The organism is Arthrobacter sp. A2-55 (assembly GCF_025548615.1).
Classification (GTDB): domain Bacteria; phylum Actinomycetota; class Actinomycetes; order Actinomycetales; family Micrococcaceae; genus Specibacter; species Specibacter silviterrae.
Genome location: NZ_JAJLOZ010000044.1, coordinates 22,372 through 37,673, shown reverse-complemented (window position 1 = coordinate 37,673; position 15,302 = coordinate 22,372). Strand labels below are relative to the sequence as shown.

12 protein-coding genes are annotated in these 15,302 nt (G+C 68.0%); 4 read left to right on the top strand and 8 right to left on the bottom strand.

Features of this window, described 5'->3' with window-relative positions; genetic code table 11:
* Window positions 1-64 precede the first annotated feature (64 nt).
* Window positions 65-1,147, top strand: coding sequence for a phosphotransferase family protein (locus LPN03_RS12925; RefSeq protein WP_262454515.1), 1,083 nt, complete (start codon window positions 65-67; stop codon window positions 1,145-1,147).
* Between the two features lie 34 nt (window positions 1,148-1,181).
* Here the strand turns inward: LPN03_RS12925 and LPN03_RS12920 are convergent, their stop codons facing one another.
* Window positions 1,182-1,964 carry a hypothetical protein gene (locus LPN03_RS12920; RefSeq protein WP_262454514.1) on the bottom strand — a complete coding sequence of 261 codons (783 nt, stop codon included), beginning with the start codon at window positions 1,962-1,964 and terminating at the stop codon, window positions 1,182-1,184.
* 298 nt (window positions 1,965-2,262) lie between these two features.
* Here LPN03_RS12920 and LPN03_RS12915 point away from each other — a divergent pair, with 298 nt between their 5' ends.
* A complete protein-coding gene (locus LPN03_RS12915; RefSeq protein ID WP_262454513.1) occupies window positions 2,263-4,155 on the top strand; it encodes an FAD-binding monooxygenase in 1,893 nt (630 codons plus the stop codon).
* 57 nt (window positions 4,156-4,212) lie between these two features.
* Here the strand turns inward: LPN03_RS12915 and LPN03_RS12910 are convergent, their stop codons facing one another.
* From LPN03_RS12910 to LPN03_RS12880, 7 genes are all read right to left on the bottom strand, one after another.
* The gene (locus tag LPN03_RS12910; RefSeq protein WP_316255795.1) at window positions 4,213-5,022 is read right to left on the bottom strand and encodes an HpcH/HpaI aldolase/citrate lyase family protein; all 810 of its coding nucleotides are present in this window, start codon (window positions 5,020-5,022) and stop codon (window positions 4,213-4,215) included.
* Entirely contained in the window at window positions 5,007-5,792 is a 786-nt protein-coding gene (gene hpaH, locus LPN03_RS12905; RefSeq protein WP_262454512.1) for a 2-oxo-hept-4-ene-1,7-dioate hydratase, read from the bottom strand. Before hpaH ends, LPN03_RS12910 begins: the two co-directional genes overlap by 16 nt.
* Window positions 5,793-5,814: 22 nt before the next feature.
* Entirely contained in the window at window positions 5,815-6,888 is a 1,074-nt protein-coding gene (hpaD, locus tag LPN03_RS12900) for a 3,4-dihydroxyphenylacetate 2,3-dioxygenase (RefSeq protein WP_262454511.1), read from the bottom strand.
* Between the two features lie 27 nt (window positions 6,889-6,915).
* Window positions 6,916-8,421 (bottom strand): 5-carboxymethyl-2-hydroxymuconate semialdehyde dehydrogenase, encoded by a 1,506-nt coding sequence (gene hpaE, locus LPN03_RS12895; RefSeq protein ID WP_262454510.1) that lies wholly within the window; start codon window positions 8,419-8,421, stop codon window positions 6,916-6,918.
* A gap of 37 nt (window positions 8,422-8,458) precedes the next feature.
* Window positions 8,459-9,160 (bottom strand): GntR family transcriptional regulator, encoded by a 702-nt coding sequence (locus tag LPN03_RS12890; protein WP_262454518.1) that lies wholly within the window; start codon window positions 9,158-9,160, stop codon window positions 8,459-8,461.
* Window positions 9,157-10,629, bottom strand: coding sequence for a fumarylacetoacetate hydrolase family protein (locus LPN03_RS12885; RefSeq protein WP_262454509.1), 1,473 nt, complete (start codon window positions 10,627-10,629; stop codon window positions 9,157-9,159). Before LPN03_RS12885 ends, LPN03_RS12890 begins: the two co-directional genes overlap by 4 nt.
* Before the next feature lie 168 nt (window positions 10,630-10,797).
* On the bottom strand, window positions 10,798-11,523 hold the full coding sequence (locus tag LPN03_RS12880; protein WP_262454508.1) for an IclR family transcriptional regulator: 726 nt from the start codon (window positions 11,521-11,523) through the stop codon (window positions 10,798-10,800).
* Window positions 11,524-11,814: 291 nt separating this feature from the next.
* Here LPN03_RS12880 and LPN03_RS12875 point away from each other — a divergent pair, with 291 nt between their 5' ends.
* The gene (locus tag LPN03_RS12875; RefSeq protein ID WP_262454507.1) at window positions 11,815-13,203 is read left to right on the top strand and encodes a sigma 54-interacting transcriptional regulator; all 1,389 of its coding nucleotides are present in this window, start codon (window positions 11,815-11,817) and stop codon (window positions 13,201-13,203) included.
* Window positions 13,204-13,211: 8 nt separating this feature from the next.
* Complete coding sequence (locus LPN03_RS12870) at window positions 13,212-15,215, top strand: vWA domain-containing protein (RefSeq protein WP_262454506.1); 2,004 nt, start codon at window positions 13,212-13,214, stop codon at window positions 15,213-15,215.
* The last annotated feature ends 87 nt before the right edge of the window (window positions 15,216-15,302 follow it).

Below are 15,302 nucleotides of genomic sequence, written 5' to 3'. Positions count from 1 at the left end.
GCCGCGCCGTGGACGCCGGCGAACCGTTTCTGGGCACGGCCCAGCTGCATGAAGGGGAACGCTGATGGATGGCATCGTGGACGTGGTCAGGACCCAGGCCGAGGCGGACGCGCTGGAGATTCCTCCGCTGTTGATTGTGGACCGGGCCGAGGAATTCCTCGATGCGTCGGGCATCGGGACCGGTCCGCTGCACTGGCACCGCATTGGCGGGGGACAGTCCAACGTGAGCTTCCGGATCAAACGCAAGGGGGCCGACGTCGTGCTTCGGCGCGGCCCGCGCCCGCCCCTGCCCCCGTCTACGCACGACATGGTCCGCGAGGCGCGGATCCAGCACGTCCTGGCGCCGCTGGGCGTGCCCGTGCCGAAGATCCTGGCCGTCTGCGCGGATCCCAATGTGCTGGGCGTGCCGTTTTACGTCATGAAATTCCTCGACGGCGTGGTGGTCACCGACAGCATCCCGGCCCACCTGGACGCCCCTGCGCAGCGGCGTGCCACCGGCGAGGCCGCGGCGGACATGCTGGTGCGGCTGCATTCGGTGGACATTTCCCACGGGGCCGTTGCGGACATTGGACGCCCCGACGGCTACCTGCAACGCCAGGTGAGGCGCTTCGCCGGGCTGTGGGAGCTGGGTGCCACACGTCCGCTGCCCCGGGTGGGTGAGCTGGCCGAATGGCTCGAGGCGAACCGGCCGGACACGCAGCGCACCGCCCTGATCCACGGCGACTACAGGATCGGGAATCTCATGTTTGCCAAGTCCGGACCTGCCCGGATTCAGGCGGTGCTGGACTGGGAAATGGCCACGCTGGGGGACCCTCTCGCCGACCTGGGCTACCTGACCGCCACCTATGCGCAGGCCGGCTCGCCCGGGACGTTCATGGAGCTGACTTCCGTCACGGCCCAGCCCGGCTATCCCACACGGGATGAACTGGCGCTGCGGTACAACCAGCATTTTGGCCTGGACCTCTCCGCCCTGCCCTGGTACCAGGTGCTGGCGCTGTGGAAGGCCGCCATTTTCAGCGAGGCCATCTACACGCGGTGGCTACGGGGCGAGCGCGACGACGGCGGGCAGGGGCTCGGCGCCGTCCTCGAGGAGGGCGTGCCACGGCTTTTGGACGTGGCGGGCGGGTTTGCCCGGCGGATGCCGTAGAGGGTGTTGGCTACGGCCTTTGCTAGGGCGTTGGCTACGCCGAGACCCTGGGGGTGGCTTGTTTGCGCTGCCGCAGGGCCAGCACCGCCACCAGCGCGGCGATGGCCACGGCCCAGCCGATGCTCACCGTGCCGGTGCCCCAGTCCAGGCCGCCGCGTGCGTGGGAGACGCCCATCCAGTCGGCGAATGACGCCCCCAGGGGGCGCGTGATCACGTAGGCGGCCCAGAATGCGGGGATCGCCTTGAGCCCGAACTTCCAATAGGCCAGGGCCGGGACGGCAATGGCCGCTGCAAACAGCACGCCGGAGCCCAGGTAGCCAAGCTTCAGGGTGACGGCGGTGAGGTCGCCCGCCGCCGTCCCCAGGGCAAAGGTGGCGAGCACGGCGGCCCAGTAGAACAGTTCGCTCCGGGGCGTGTGGATGCTGTGGATGGACAGCGTCTTTTCGGTTCGCTGCCACAGGATGAACACGGCGGCCAGCACCGCGGCGTAGAAAATGGAGGAGACAAGGTAGGGAATGCCCAGGCCCACGTGCAGCACGTCGGCCGCCATGGTGCCGAAGACGCTGACCATGGCCACGGCCAGCCAGTACACCCAGGGAATGTGGCGCTTCACGGCAAATTGCAGCACCAGGGCCGCGGCAAAACAGGCCGCCCCGATGCCCACGGCAATGACGGGATCGAGGGTGTGGGCCAGGTAGTCGCTGGTAGTTTCGCCCATGCCGGTGGTCAGCACCTTGATGATCCAGAAGAGCGCCGTGACCTCCGGAACCTTGGACACCACGCTGCGGACGGCTGCCGGCCGCGCGGTTTCGGGCACAAGTCTTTCCCTGGAATATTCCTCTAGCATGCCTGAATTCTCCCGTGCCCGTCTGGGAGCTTCCGGGGAACGGGAATCTCCCCCGTTTCCGCCCAGGATGCCGAAACGGCGAATTGATCCTGAATTAGCAGGATCAAATGTCCGTCTCGGCATCCGCCGCCGGTCCGCGCCCCTGACCTTGCGTGAGCTGGCGCACACAATTAGGCTTAGTGTGCGTTATTAGAACTATGTGTTCAAATAACGAATAGTTAATTAGCGGTGGTGAACGCGCCGCCCACACAGACGAAAGGAGTGTGCCGTGCAGTTTCACCACCACGGATACGTTTCCGGTGACCCGCGCATCCAGGCGGCGGCAGGGACGGGGATCGGCCGCCCCGCCGAGCTTCCGGACGAGGTGGACGTGCTGATCGTCGGATCGGGACCTGCAGGCATGCTCGCGGCGGCCCAGCTTGCCCAGTTCCCGGACATCACCACCCGCATCATCGAGCGCCGCGACGGCCGCCTGGTGATCGGCCAGGCGGACGGCATCCAGGCCCGGAGCGTGGAAACGTTCCAGGCCTTTGGCTTTGCCGAGCGGATCATTGCCGAGGCCTACCGGATCACCGAGATGGCATTCTGGCGCCCCGACACCAATAATCCGCACAACATTGTCCGCGGCGGCCGTGCCGTGGACGACACCACCGGCATCAGCGAATTCCCCCACCTCATCGTCAACCAGGCGCGCGTCCTAGACTACTTTGCCGAGGTCGCGGCCCATGCGCCCACCCGGCTGGTCCCCGACTATGGCTGGGAATTCCAGACCCTGGAGGTGGCTGACGACGGCGACCATCCAGTCACGGTCTCCCTGGTCCGCAGCGCCGGCCCCGATCAAGGCGCGGAGCGTACCGTCCGCGCCAAGTATGTGGTGGGTTGCGACGGCGCCCGCAGCAAGGTCCGCGACGCGATCGGCTGCACCATGGCTGGCGACAAGGCCAACCACGCCTGGGGCGTCATGGACGTCCTGGCCCGCACCGACTTCCCCGACATTCGCACCAAGTGCGCCATCCAGTCGCACGACGGCGGCTCCATCCTGCTGATCCCGCGCGAGGGCGGGCACCTCTTCCGCATGTACGTGGACCTGGGCGTGGTTCCGGAAAATGACAACGGAGCCGTCCGCAACACCTCCATGGACCAGATCATCGCCAACGCCAACCGGATCCTCCACCCCTACACCCTAGATGTGCGCAACGTTGCCTGGCACAGCGTGTACGAGGTGGGCCACCGCCTCACCGACAGGTTCGACGACGTCGTCCCCGGCCAGGTGGGCCTGCGCACGCCCCGCGTCTTCATCACCGGCGACGCCTGCCACACCCACAGCGCCAAGGCCGGGCAGGGCATGAACGTTTCCCTCCAGGACGGCTTCAACATCGCCTGGAAACTGGGCCACGTCCTGGAGGGCCGCAGTCCCGAGTCCCTGCTGTCCACCTACTCGGCCGAGCGCCAGGTGGTGGCCAGGAACCTCATCGACTTCGACAGGACCTGGTCCACCATGATGGCCAAGAAGCCGGAGGAATTTGAGGACCCCGCCGAACTCGAGGACTTCTACGTGCGCACCGCGGAGTTCCCTGCAGGCTTCATGACCGAGTATGCGCCGTCGCTGATCACTGGCGCCGCCACCCACCAGGGCCTTGCCGCCGGCTTCCCGCTGGGCAAGCGCTTCAAGTCCGCCATGGCCTCCCGCGTCTGCGACACGAACCCGATCCACCTGGGCCACCATGCCACGGCGGACGGCCGCTGGCGCATCTACGTCTTCGCCGACGCCGCCCCGGCCGGTGATCCCGGGCCCGTGGCGGACCTCGCAGAGTGGCTCTCCGGCTCGCCGGACTCACCGCTCGCGGCCACGCCGAAGGGGCTCGACGCCGACGCCTGGTTTGACGTGAAGGTCATCTACCAGCAGCCGCATGAAGACATTGACATCAACAAGGTTCCGGAAGTCTTCAAGCCGCTGGTGGGGCCGTTCGGGCTGGTCGACTATGAAAAGGTTTACGGGACAGTCCCGGGCGAGGACATCTTTGACGCCCGCGGGCTCAGCCGCGACGGCGTCGTCGTCGTGGTCCGCCCGGACCAGTACGTGGCGAACATCCTGCCGCTCACTGCCACGGCGGAGCTGGGCGAGTACTTCGCGCGGATCCACTCGGGCGCGCGCGTCTGACACCGGTGGTTGGGCCTGCCGCCGGTGGTTGAGCTTGTCGAAACCGGGGCCTGACTCTCAGTAGCTGGCCGTGGGTCCGGTGCCCGTGGCCGGGACGTAGCGGGCGGCGAGGCCTTCACTCCCGCGTGCAAGCAGGGCCACGTCCGCGCCGACCAGGATGAAGTCCACGCCGGCCTCCAAATAGTGCCGGGCCGTGGCCTCGGCAAAGGCGTTGACACCCACCGGCTTGCCGGCCGCCTTGGCCGCGGCAATGCAGTGCTCGACGGCGACCACGATGTCGGGGTGTTCCTGCTGTCCCAGCAGGCCCATGGACGCGGCGAGGTCCGCGGGGCCCAGGAAGATGGCGTCGATGCCGTCCACGGCAAGGATCTCTTCCACGTTTTCAACGGCCTGGGCGGATTCAATCTGCACCATCACGGTGATGGTCTCCGATGCCCCTGCCACGTAGCCGGGGATGCGGTTCCAGCGCGAGGACCGTGCCAGCGCGGATCCCACGCCCCTGACACCGCGCGGAGGGTAGTGGACGGCGGAGACGGCCGCCTCCGCCTCGGCAACCGTGTGGACCATGGGGATGAGGAGGGACTGCACACCCAGATCCAGGTACTGCTTGATCAGCACTGTGTCGTTGGCGGGCGGGCGCACCACGGCCGTGACGGGATAGCTGCGCACGGCCTGCAGCTGGGCCAGGATTCCCTCAAGCCCGTTGGGGCTGTGCTCGCCGTCGATCAGCACCGCATCCAGTCCCGCCCCCGCGCAAATCTCGGCCATGAGGGCGCTGCCGGAGCACACCCACATGCCAACCAGCGGTCGGGTGGCGGCGGCGAGGGCGTCCTTCAGTGACGGGTCGGGAGTTACTTGAAGTGGCATGTGATGGTCCCCAGCTTTCCGTAGTCGGCAAAAACGGTGTCCCCTGCATTGACCCACAGGGGGCGGGTGAAGGAGCCGGCCAGTATGAGCTCCCCGGCCTTGAGTGAATCGCCGTGGGGGGCGATCTTGTTGGCCAGCCAGGACACGCCCTGCGCCGGGTGGTTCAGCACGCCGGCGGCCACGCCCGTCTCCTCGATGGTTTCGTTCTTGAACAGGATGGCCGCCACCCAGCGCAGGTCGACGTCGTCCGGGCGCACCGGGGTGCCGCCCACCACCATGGCGCCCATAGCCGCGTTGTCGCTGATGGTGTCCACAATGGTGCGGCCCTCCATCTCAATGCGGGAGTCCAGGATTTCCAGTGCCGGCACCACATACTCGGTGGCTCGCAGGACGTCGAAGAGCGTGGCGTCCGGGCCGCTGATGTCCTTCTTGAGCAGGAACGCCAGCTCCACCTCGATGCGCGGGTGCGAATACTGCTTCCATTCCACGGTGGCGCCGCTGTCCAGGATCATGTCCTTGAAGATGACCCCGTAGTCCGGCTCCGTGATGCCCGTGGCGTACTGCATCGCCTTGGACGTCAGGCCGATCTTGTGCCCGCCCAGCACCCGCCCGGCCGCCTCGCCGCGCTCCCTCCAGAGCTGCTGCACCCGGTAGGAATCCTCCACGGTCATCTCCGGGTACCGGGCCGTCAGCCGCGGCACCGGCACCCGGCTGCGGGCTGCCTCCACAAGCTCGTCCGCAATGCGGGCGATGGTTTCATCATCAAGCATGGTGTGCCCCCTTCGGTGCGAGCTAGAGTTGCGAACCCATTTTGAAGCCGCGCTCTTCGCCCGGTTCGCGGGTGTAGGAGAAGCCGTCGGCGCCGACGGTGACGGCCATTTCGGAGGATTCGGTGCGCTTGACTACTGCCTGCGGCTTCCCGTCGAGGTCCAGGACCAGGGAGGCCTCCGTGTACCAGGACGGGACCACGGGGTTGCCCCACCAGTCGCGGCGCTGGTTGTCGTGCACGTCCCAGGTGACGATGGGGTTGTCCGGGTCGCCGGTGTAGTAGTCCTGGGTGTAGATCTCAATCCGGTGGTCGTCGGGGTCCAGGATGTACAGGTAGAAGGCGTTGGACACGCCGTGGCGGCCGGGCCCGCGTTCGATCCGGTCGGAGATGCGCAGGGCGCCCATCTTGTCGCAGATAGCGATGATGTTGGCCTTTTCGTGCGTGGCGAAGGCAAGGTGGTGCATGCGGGGGCCGTCGCCGCCGGTCAGGGCGGTGTCGTGGACGGTCTGCTTGCGGTGCATCCAGGCCGCGTAGGTGACGCCGTCGGAATCCTTGATGTCCTCGGAGACGCGGAAGCCCAGGTCCTCGAGGTACTTGCGGCCCTTGGGGACGTCGGGGGTGACTTGGTTGAAGTGGTCCAGGCGGACCAGCTCGCCGGCACTGTACAGCTCATAGCGGCGGGTCAGGCGCTCCACGTGGGTGGTCTCGTAAAAGAATTCGTAGGGGAATCCCAGGGGGTCCTCCACGCGGACGGCGTCGCCGATGCCCTTGACGAAGCCGTCCCTGCGGCGTTCCGTGCGGCAGCCCAGCTCCTTATAGTAGGCCTCGGCGGCGTCCACCTCCGCCGGGGACTTGACCCGGAACGCGGCGGCGGCGACGGCGGCCACGGGGCCTTTGCGGAGCACCAGGTTGTGGTGGATGAATTCCTCCAGCGAGCGGAGGTAGATGGTGTTTTCATCCTCCTCGGTGACGTGCAGGCCCAGCACGTCCACGTAAAACGCGCGGGATTTGGCCAGGTCGGTGACCACCAGTTCCATGTAGGCGCTGCGGACAATGTCCGGGGCCGGAAGCGCTGGGGTGGGGATGAAGTCAGTCATTGGGTTACTCCTCGTTGAGCATGGTGGCTAGTGGGCGGCGGGGGCGCCGAATTTGGGTGTGTGGACCGGGCCCAGCGTGATGTGGACGGCCTGCTGGTCGGTGTAGAAGTCGATCGAGCGGAAGCCTCCCTCGTGGCCCAGGCCCGAGGCCTTGACCCCGCCGAACGGGGTGCGCAGGTCGCGGACATTGTGGCTGTTCAGCCACACCATGCCGGCCTCCACGTTCTGGGCGAAGTTGTGCGCGCGGGTCAGGTCCTGCGTCCAGATATAGGCGGCCAGGCCGTACTTGACGCCGTTCGCCAGGGCCAGCGCCTCGCCGTCGTTCTCGAAAGGCGTGATGGCCACGACGGGGCCGAAGATCTCCTCCTGGAAGATCCGCGCTTCAGGGGCGACGTCGGCGAACACGGTGGGTGCCACGTAGTTGCCGGTCTCCAGGCCCTCGGGGCGGCCGCCGCCGGCCAGCAGGCGGCCCTCGGTCTTGCCGATTTCCACGTAGGACATGACCTTGGCGTAGTGCTCCGGGTGGACCAGCGCGCCCACTTCCGTGCGGGGGTCGTGGGGGTCGCCCACCACAATGTTCCTGGCCCGGGCGGCATACTTTTCACAGAACTCGTCGTAGATGCTCCGCTCGACCAGGATGCGGGAGCCGGCGGTGCACCGTTCGCCGTTGAGGGAGAAGACGCCGAACAGGGCGGAGTCGATCGCGGCGTCGAGGTCGGCGTCGGCGAAGACCACGCAGGGGCTCTTGCCGCCCAGTTCCATGGACAGGCCCTTCAGGCTCGTGGCGGCGTTGCGGAAGATGGTCTGGCCCGTGGTGGTTTCGCCCGTGAAGGAGATTAGCGGCACGTCCGGGTGCTTGACCAGGGCGTCGCCGGCATCCTCGCCCAGGCCGTTGACCAGGTTGAAGACGCCCCTGGGGAGGCCTGCTTCCTCGAAGATTCCGGCCCAGAGCGAGGCCGAAAGCGGGGTGAACTCGGCCGGCTTCAGGACAACGGTGCAGCCGGAAGCCAGGGCGGGGGCCAGCTTCCAGGACTCGAGCATGAACGGGGTGTTCCACGGGGTGATGAGCCCGGCCACGCCGATCGGCTTGCGGTTGACGTAGTTGATCTGGGCACCCGGGACCTTCATGGCGTCGTCGAACTGGGCCACGATCAAGTCCGCGAAGAAGCGGAAGTTCTCCGCCGCCCGCAGCGCCTGGCCGCGCGCCTGGGTGATGGGCAGGCCGGAGTCGAAGGTTTCGAGTTCGGCCAGGCGGGCTTCCTGGGATTCGACGGCGTCGGCGATCCTGTTCAGGACACGGGCGCGTTCGCGCGGCTTCATGCGCGGCCACGGGCCTTCGTTGAAGGCCTTCGTCGCGGCCTTGACGGCGAGGTCGATGTCCGCCCTTTGACCGGCGGCGGCCGTGGCGTAGTTGCTGTTGGAGACCGGGTCCAGCACGTCGAAGGTCTCCCCGCCCGCGGAATCGACGAAGCTTCCGTCAATGTAGTGCTGGATGTGGGAGGGCAGGTTGTCCGGAAGGTAGTGCTCAGCCATGGGAAAGTCCGTTTCTTCAGGTGTTCGGTGGGTGCCTCTAGTAGGTGGGTGCCAGCGGGGACCGTGCTGGTTTTTCGGGCCCGCTGCGCGCCAGGTAGGCGTTCAGGGTGGCCGCCCGGTGGGCGCGGGCGGCGTGTTCCACGGTGTCCGCATCGGCACCGGCTTCCAGGAGCTGCAGCAGCGCCTCGTGTTCGTTGACCGAATCGCTGGCGCGGCCTGGGACGTAGCTGAAGGTGGAGGAGCGCAGGGCCTGCAGGCGGTTCCAGCCGCGGTGGACCAGATCCAGGATGTGCGGGTTGGGGCAGTTTTCAAACAGGATGCTGTGGAATTCCAGGTTCAGCGCCGTAAAGCGGACGGGGTCGAAGTGCTCCAGGCTCTCCCGCATCTGGGCGTTGACGGCGCGGGCCCGGGCAATGTCCGCCGGCGTGATGAGAGGGGCGGACAGTGCCGTGGCGGCACCCTCGACAATGCCGAGGGTCTGCATCGTGTAGAGGTATTCGGTGGGGTCAATCCCGGCCACCGTGGCGCCCACGTTGCGTTCAAAGGTGACAAAATTTTCGGCCTCGAGCCGGCGGATGGCCTCCCGCACGGGGACCACGCTGAAGCCGAGGTCCCCGGCCAGCTTGGCCAGCACCAGCCGGTAGCCGGGCGTGTATTCGCCGCCAAGGATTTTTTCCTTGATGGCCGCATAGGCCCGCTCGGACTTGCTGGCGGCCTCCGTGCCGGCCTCGCTGCTCATGGCTGGGCCGCCGGGTTCGGGTGCGTCTGCGCCCACTGCGCAAACTGCGCCTTCCATGCAGCGTTCATGGGATAGAGGCCCTCCACGCTGTGGCCTTCGGCCACCATCGCGGCGATGAACGTTTCCTCGTGTTCCTGGGCGATGGCGCCGTCCGCGACTTCCTCCGCCAACGACGGCGGGATCACCAGCAGGCCGTCCGCGTCGCCGACGATGATGTCACCGGGCTGGACGGTGGCGCCGCCGCAGGAGATGGTCAGATCGGTGTCCCACGGGATGTGCCTGCGGCCCAGGACGGCCGGGTGGGCGCCGGTGAAGAAGGTGGGCATGTCCAGGGCGGCCACGGCGGCCACGTCGCGCACGCCGCCATCGGTCACGATGGCTGCGGCGCCGTTGATTTGCGCGCGCAGGGCCAGGATGTCCCCGACTGTGCCGGTGCCGGGCTCCCCGCGCGCCTCCATGACCAGGACGTCGCCGTCGTGCAGGTCATTGATGATGCGTTTCTGGGCGTTGAAGCCGCCGCCGTGGGTCTTGAAGAGGTCCTCCCGGTTGGGCACGAAGCGCAGGGTGCGGGCGGTGCCGGCGATCCGCATCTCGGGACGGGTGGACTTGAGGCCGTCGATGCTGACGTTGTTGAGCCCGCGCTTGCGCATTTGGGCGCTGAGCGTGGCGGTGCCGACGCTGGTCAGCTTGCGCTTGAGTTCCGCGCTGAGGCCCGTTGGTGCCAGTCCGGCCGCTTCGGGTGAACCCCAGGCGTCCACGCGGTCGGTGTCGGTGGCCTTCGGCTGGTTGCCGAAGTCCGCTAGTTCGCTGGTTCCCTGGACGACGGCGGTGCGCAGCCGCCCCGTGGACAGCCCTGCCGCGGGGTCGTCGACTTCGACTTCGATGATGTCGCCGGGGACGGCGACGGAGGACCCGGCGGGGGTGCCGGTGAGGATGATGTCGCCCGGTTCCAGCGTCATGAGCTGGGAGAGGTCCGCCACGAGCTGGCTGAAGGGGAAGATCAGGCCGGCCGAGGTGTCGCTCTGGACAAGTTCGCCGTTGAGCCAGGTGCGCACGCGCAGGGAGGAGGGGTCGACGTCGGCCGCCGGGATGAGTGCCGGGCCGAACGGGGTGAAGCCGTCGCCGGACTTGGAGCGGACGTTGGAGCCCTTGTCCGCGTACTTGAGGTCGTACACGCCCAGGTCGTTGCTGGCGGTGACGTAGCCGACGTGCCGCCACGCGTCCCCGGGGCTGACCCGCCGGGCCGCGGTGCCGATGACCAGGGCAATTTCGCCCTCATAGGCCAGGAGTTCACAGCCGGCCGGGCGCTCAATGTCCGCACCGCTGGGGCTCAGCGATGACGAAGCCTTCAGGAAGTACGACGGCTTGGCGGGGGTGCGTCCGCGCTGGTCCGCCCTGGACTGGTACGCCACGTGGACTGCGACAACCTTGCCGGCCTGCTTGAAGGTGGCTGCGGTGACTTGTTCCACGGGACACTCCTGGGTGGTTGTCGTGCGGAACCCGGCAGTTCCGGCTATCAGGTACGAAATCATATACGATCACCGTAACTGTGTTGTCCGCGTCACGTCAAGGTCTGGGGGCGGTGAAATTTGGGGGGCTGTTTTGGCTCGCGACGGCTAGCCGTGACCATCGGCGGGCTACTGCAATTGGGCCTCGACCGTGCGGGCGCTGGCTGCAAGCCGCGCTCCGATGGAGTCCGGGTCTGCGCTGGGTCCCAGGAAGACCACGCAGATGGCTGCCGGCGTGCCGTGGGGATTGTGGATGGGGGCAGCAATGGCGGAGACGCCGGGCAGAACTTCGTCGTGGCTGGTGGCGTATCCGGCCAACTTGGCAGCGCGCGCCTCGGGGCGGTAGGGCAGGCCCGGGGCCAGCCGCGCCCACGCTTCCTCGCTGATGGCGGACTGGATGGCAATGCCCGGAGCCCCGGAGCTGAAGGAATGGCGGGTGCCGGGGCGTTGGGCCAGGGTGGCGCCGGAATGCCGCGGTTCCACGGTCAGCAGGGTGACCGAATCACGATGGTCCCATACGGCGATGAACGCGGTCATGGCCAGCTCGTTCGCCAATTGCGTCAGTTCAGGCAGGGCGGCCGTTTGCAGGTCGCGGGAGACGCCGCGGGCCAGGGCCGCCAGCCCGGGGCCCGCCTGGACCCGGCCGGAATCATCCCTCATGAGCAGCGAATGGTCCTCGAGCGTGCGCAGGATCCGGTAGGCAATGGAGCGGTGGACGCCCAAGGCTGCGGACAGTTCGGCGATGGTCATGGGCGCCTGGGCGTCCGCCAGGATTTCGAGTGCACGGATGCCGCGCGAGAGGGTTTGTGAGTGCGCCGGGGCCTTCGCGGCGTCGTCAGTTGAAGCTGTGCCCACGTCATCATCCTTTTCACGGACCGGCCGGCAGGCTGAAGTACCTGGGGTTCCACCAGCCATTGTTCCGTATCTGGATAGGCAGTTCAACTATTGAACTCCGGGAGAGGCCGGGTTGCGTGGCCATTTCAACCACCCCCGGGGGTCACGGATGTCGACCCGGACATTTGAGGTCAATATATCGACCTCAAATGTCCGAGTCGGCATCCTCGGCGGGTTGAAGGATGCGCCATGTCCCTCCGGCGGCGTGGCCGGGGTCTCGATATAGCAGGCGGCGGGGTCTACCGTGGAGGTGTGAGTGAGCATCCAGACATCTCCACTGTTGGCCAGCTGCGTGCTGCCGGGCATGTGCACAAGGAACTGCGCCGGGAAATTCGTGACAACCTGCTCGCGGCGCTCGCCGAAGGCCGCGATCCGTGGCCCGGAATCCACGGCCTGGACGGCACAGTCCTGCCCCAGCTGGAACGGGCCCTGCTGGCCGGCCACGACGTGGTGCTGCTGGGTGAGCGCGGGCAGGGCAAGACAAGACTGCTCCGCACCCTGGCCGGGCTCCTGGACGAATGGCAGCCCGTGATCGCCGGTTCCGAACTGAACGAACACCCCTACCAACCCATTACTGCGCAGTCCTGGTCCCGCGTCCGCGAGGAAGGCGATGCGCTGCCCGTGGCGTGGCGCCACCGCAGCGAGCGGTACGTGGAGAAGCTGGCCACGCCTGACACCTCCGTGGCCGACCTCATCGGGGACGTGGACCCCATGCGCGTGGCCGAGGGGCGGCGGCTCGGGGATCCGGAAACCATCCACTTTGGCCTGGTGCCGCGCGCCAACCGGGGCATTGTGGCCATCAACGAGCTGCCCGACCTCGCCGAGCGGATCCAGGTGGCCCTGCTGAACGTCATGGAGGAGCGGGACATCCAAATCCGCGGCTACGTGCTCCGCCTGCCCCTGGACGTCCTGGTGGTGGCCTCCGCGAACCCGGAGGACTACACCAACCGGGGCCGGATCATCACGCCGCTGAAGGACCGCTTCGGTGCCGAGATCCGCACCCACTACCCGCTGGAACTGGCGGACGAAATCGCCGTCATCCGGCAGGAGGGAAAGCTGGTGGCCGACGTTCCCGCTGTCATCCTGGAGATCCTGGCCCGGTACACCCGTGCACTGCGCCAGTCCCCGGCCATCAACCAGAGTTCCGGCGTCTCGGCCAGGTTCGGCATCGCCGGTGCCGAAACTGTTGCGGCTGCCGCCCTGCGCCGGGCGGCCGTCCGCGGGGAGGACGCGGCCGTTGCCCGGATCGTCGACCTGGAGAGCGCCGTGGACGTGCTGTCAGGCAAGCTGGAGTTTGAATCCGGCGAGGAGGGGCGCGAGAGGGAAATTCTTGACCACCTGCTGCGCACCGCCACGGCGGAGGCCGTCCGGGAGCACTACCGGGGCCTGGACTTCGCCCCGCTGGTTGCCGCCTTCGACGGCCGGACCACGGTGACCACCGGTGACGCCGTCACGGCGCGGGAGTTCCTGGACAACCTCCCGGCACTCAACGGCTCCGGCCTGTACGAGGCGATCGGCAGCCACCTCCAGGCCGGAAACGACGGACAGCGCGCCGCCGCCATTGAACTGGCATTGGAAGGGCTCTTCCTGGCCCGCCGGATTTCCAAGGATTCCGACGGCGGGGAGACCGTCTACGGATAAGAGGCATCATGGCTTCACGCGAACACCTGTCCCGGTACGGCCGCTATGCCGGCGGCCCCGATCCGCTGGCGCCGCCGGTGGACCTGGCCGACGCCCTCGACGCCATTGCTGAAGACGTCATGGCCGGATACTCGCCGCGGCGGGCGCTCCGGGAGTACCTGCGGCGCGGCGGCGCCCGGAGGCCGGGCCTCGATGAGCTGGCGGGGCGCATCCAAGAACGCCGCCAGGAGCTGCTGGGCAGGCACCGCCTGGACGGCACCCTTGAGGAGGTCCGCAAGCTGCTGGAGCAGGCAGTCCTCAATGAACGCAAGCAGCTGGCCCGCGACGTGGCCATGGACGACACCGACAGGGCCTTGCGGGAAATGCAGCTGGAAAACCTGCCACCGTCCACCGCGGCCGCGGTCAACGAACTCGCCTCCTACGACTGGCAGTCCAGCGAGGCCAGGGAAGCCTACGAACGCATCAAGGACCTGTTGGGCCGCGAACTCCTGGACCAGCGATTCGCCGGGATGAAGCAAGCCCTGGAGGGCGCCACGGAGGAGGACCGCGAGGCCGTCGAGGCGATGCTGCGGGACCTCAACGGGCTGCTCGACAAACACCGGCGCGGGGAAGACACCGACGGGGACTTCGCGGAATTCATGGCCCGGCACGGCGGATTCTTTCCGGAAAATCCGCAGTCGGTGGACGAGCTGGTGGATGCCCTGGCCAAGCGTGCGGCGGCGGCACAGCGCCTGATGCAGTCCATGTCCCCAGAGCAGCGCGAGGAACTCATGCGGCTCTCGGCCCAGGCCTTCGGCTCGCCCGGGCTCATGTCCGGGCTTGAGGCGCTTGACGCCAATCTGCAGGCCCTTCGCCCCGGCGAGGACTGGTCCGGCTCCGAACGCTTCCAGGGCCAAGAAGGGCTGGGGCTCGGCGACGGCACAGGAGTCCTCCAGGACCTCGCCGAACTCGATGCGCTGGCCGAACAGCTGTCCCAGTCCTACAACGGCTCCACCCTGGACGACCTCGACCTGGACGCCCTGGCCCGCCAGCTGGGCAGGGACGCCGCCGTTTCCGCCAGGACCCTCGCCGAGATTGAGCGCGCCATGCACGACGGCGGCTACCTGCGCCGGGGTGCCGACGGCGACCTCCGGCTGTCCCCACAGGCCATGCGGCGCCTCGGGAAGTCGCTGCTGCGCGACACGGCGCGGCAGCTGTCCGGGCGGACGGGGTCCCGGGACACGCGGGCTGCCGGCGCCGCGGGGGAGCCGTCCGGTTCCAGCAGGGCGTGGCAGTTTGGCGACGCCGAGCCGTGGGACGTCACCCGGACCATTACGAACGCCATCACCCGCACGGCTGCCGGCGGCGGCAATCCGGCGGCGGGCCTGCACCTGGACGTGGCGGACATCGAGGTGGCCGAAACGGAAGCCCGCACCCGCGCCGCCGTCGTCCTTCTGGTGGACGTGTCCTTCTCCATGGCAGTCCAGGGCCGCTGGGTGCCCATGAAACGCACGGCCCTGGCCCTGCACCACCTGGTCTCCACGCGCTTCCGTGGCGACCGGCTGCAGCTGGTGTCCTTCGGCCTGCGCGCCCGGTCCATGGACATTGGCGAGCTCACGGCCCTGCCCGCGGACCGGGAACAGGGGACCAACCTGCACCACGGCCTGCTGCTGGCCGGGCGCTTCTTCCGCCAGCACCGCTCCCTCCAGCCCGTCCTGCTGGTGGTGACCGACGGCGAACCCACCGCCCATCTGTTGGCCGACGGCGAGCCGTGGTTCTCCTGGCCGCCGGACTCGGAAACCATTGGCGCCACCGTGGCTGAGCTTGACCGCCTGGGGCGCGCCGGCACGCAGGTGACGTTCTTCCGGCTGGGCGATGACCCCGGCTTGGAGCGCTTCGTGGCTGCGATGGCCCGGCGGATCGGCGGGCGCGTGGTGGCGCCCGACGCCGGCGAACTCGGCGCCGCCGTGGTGGGGGAATACCTGCGCTCCCACTTCCGCGGACCTGGGGACGACGCCGACTGGCTGGGCTAGGACGCGTCTCACCAGGCGGACCACTGTGAGCTGAAACACGGTGCATGGTAGGCTGGCGGAACTTTATTACCGTCCGAACGGTCGGTA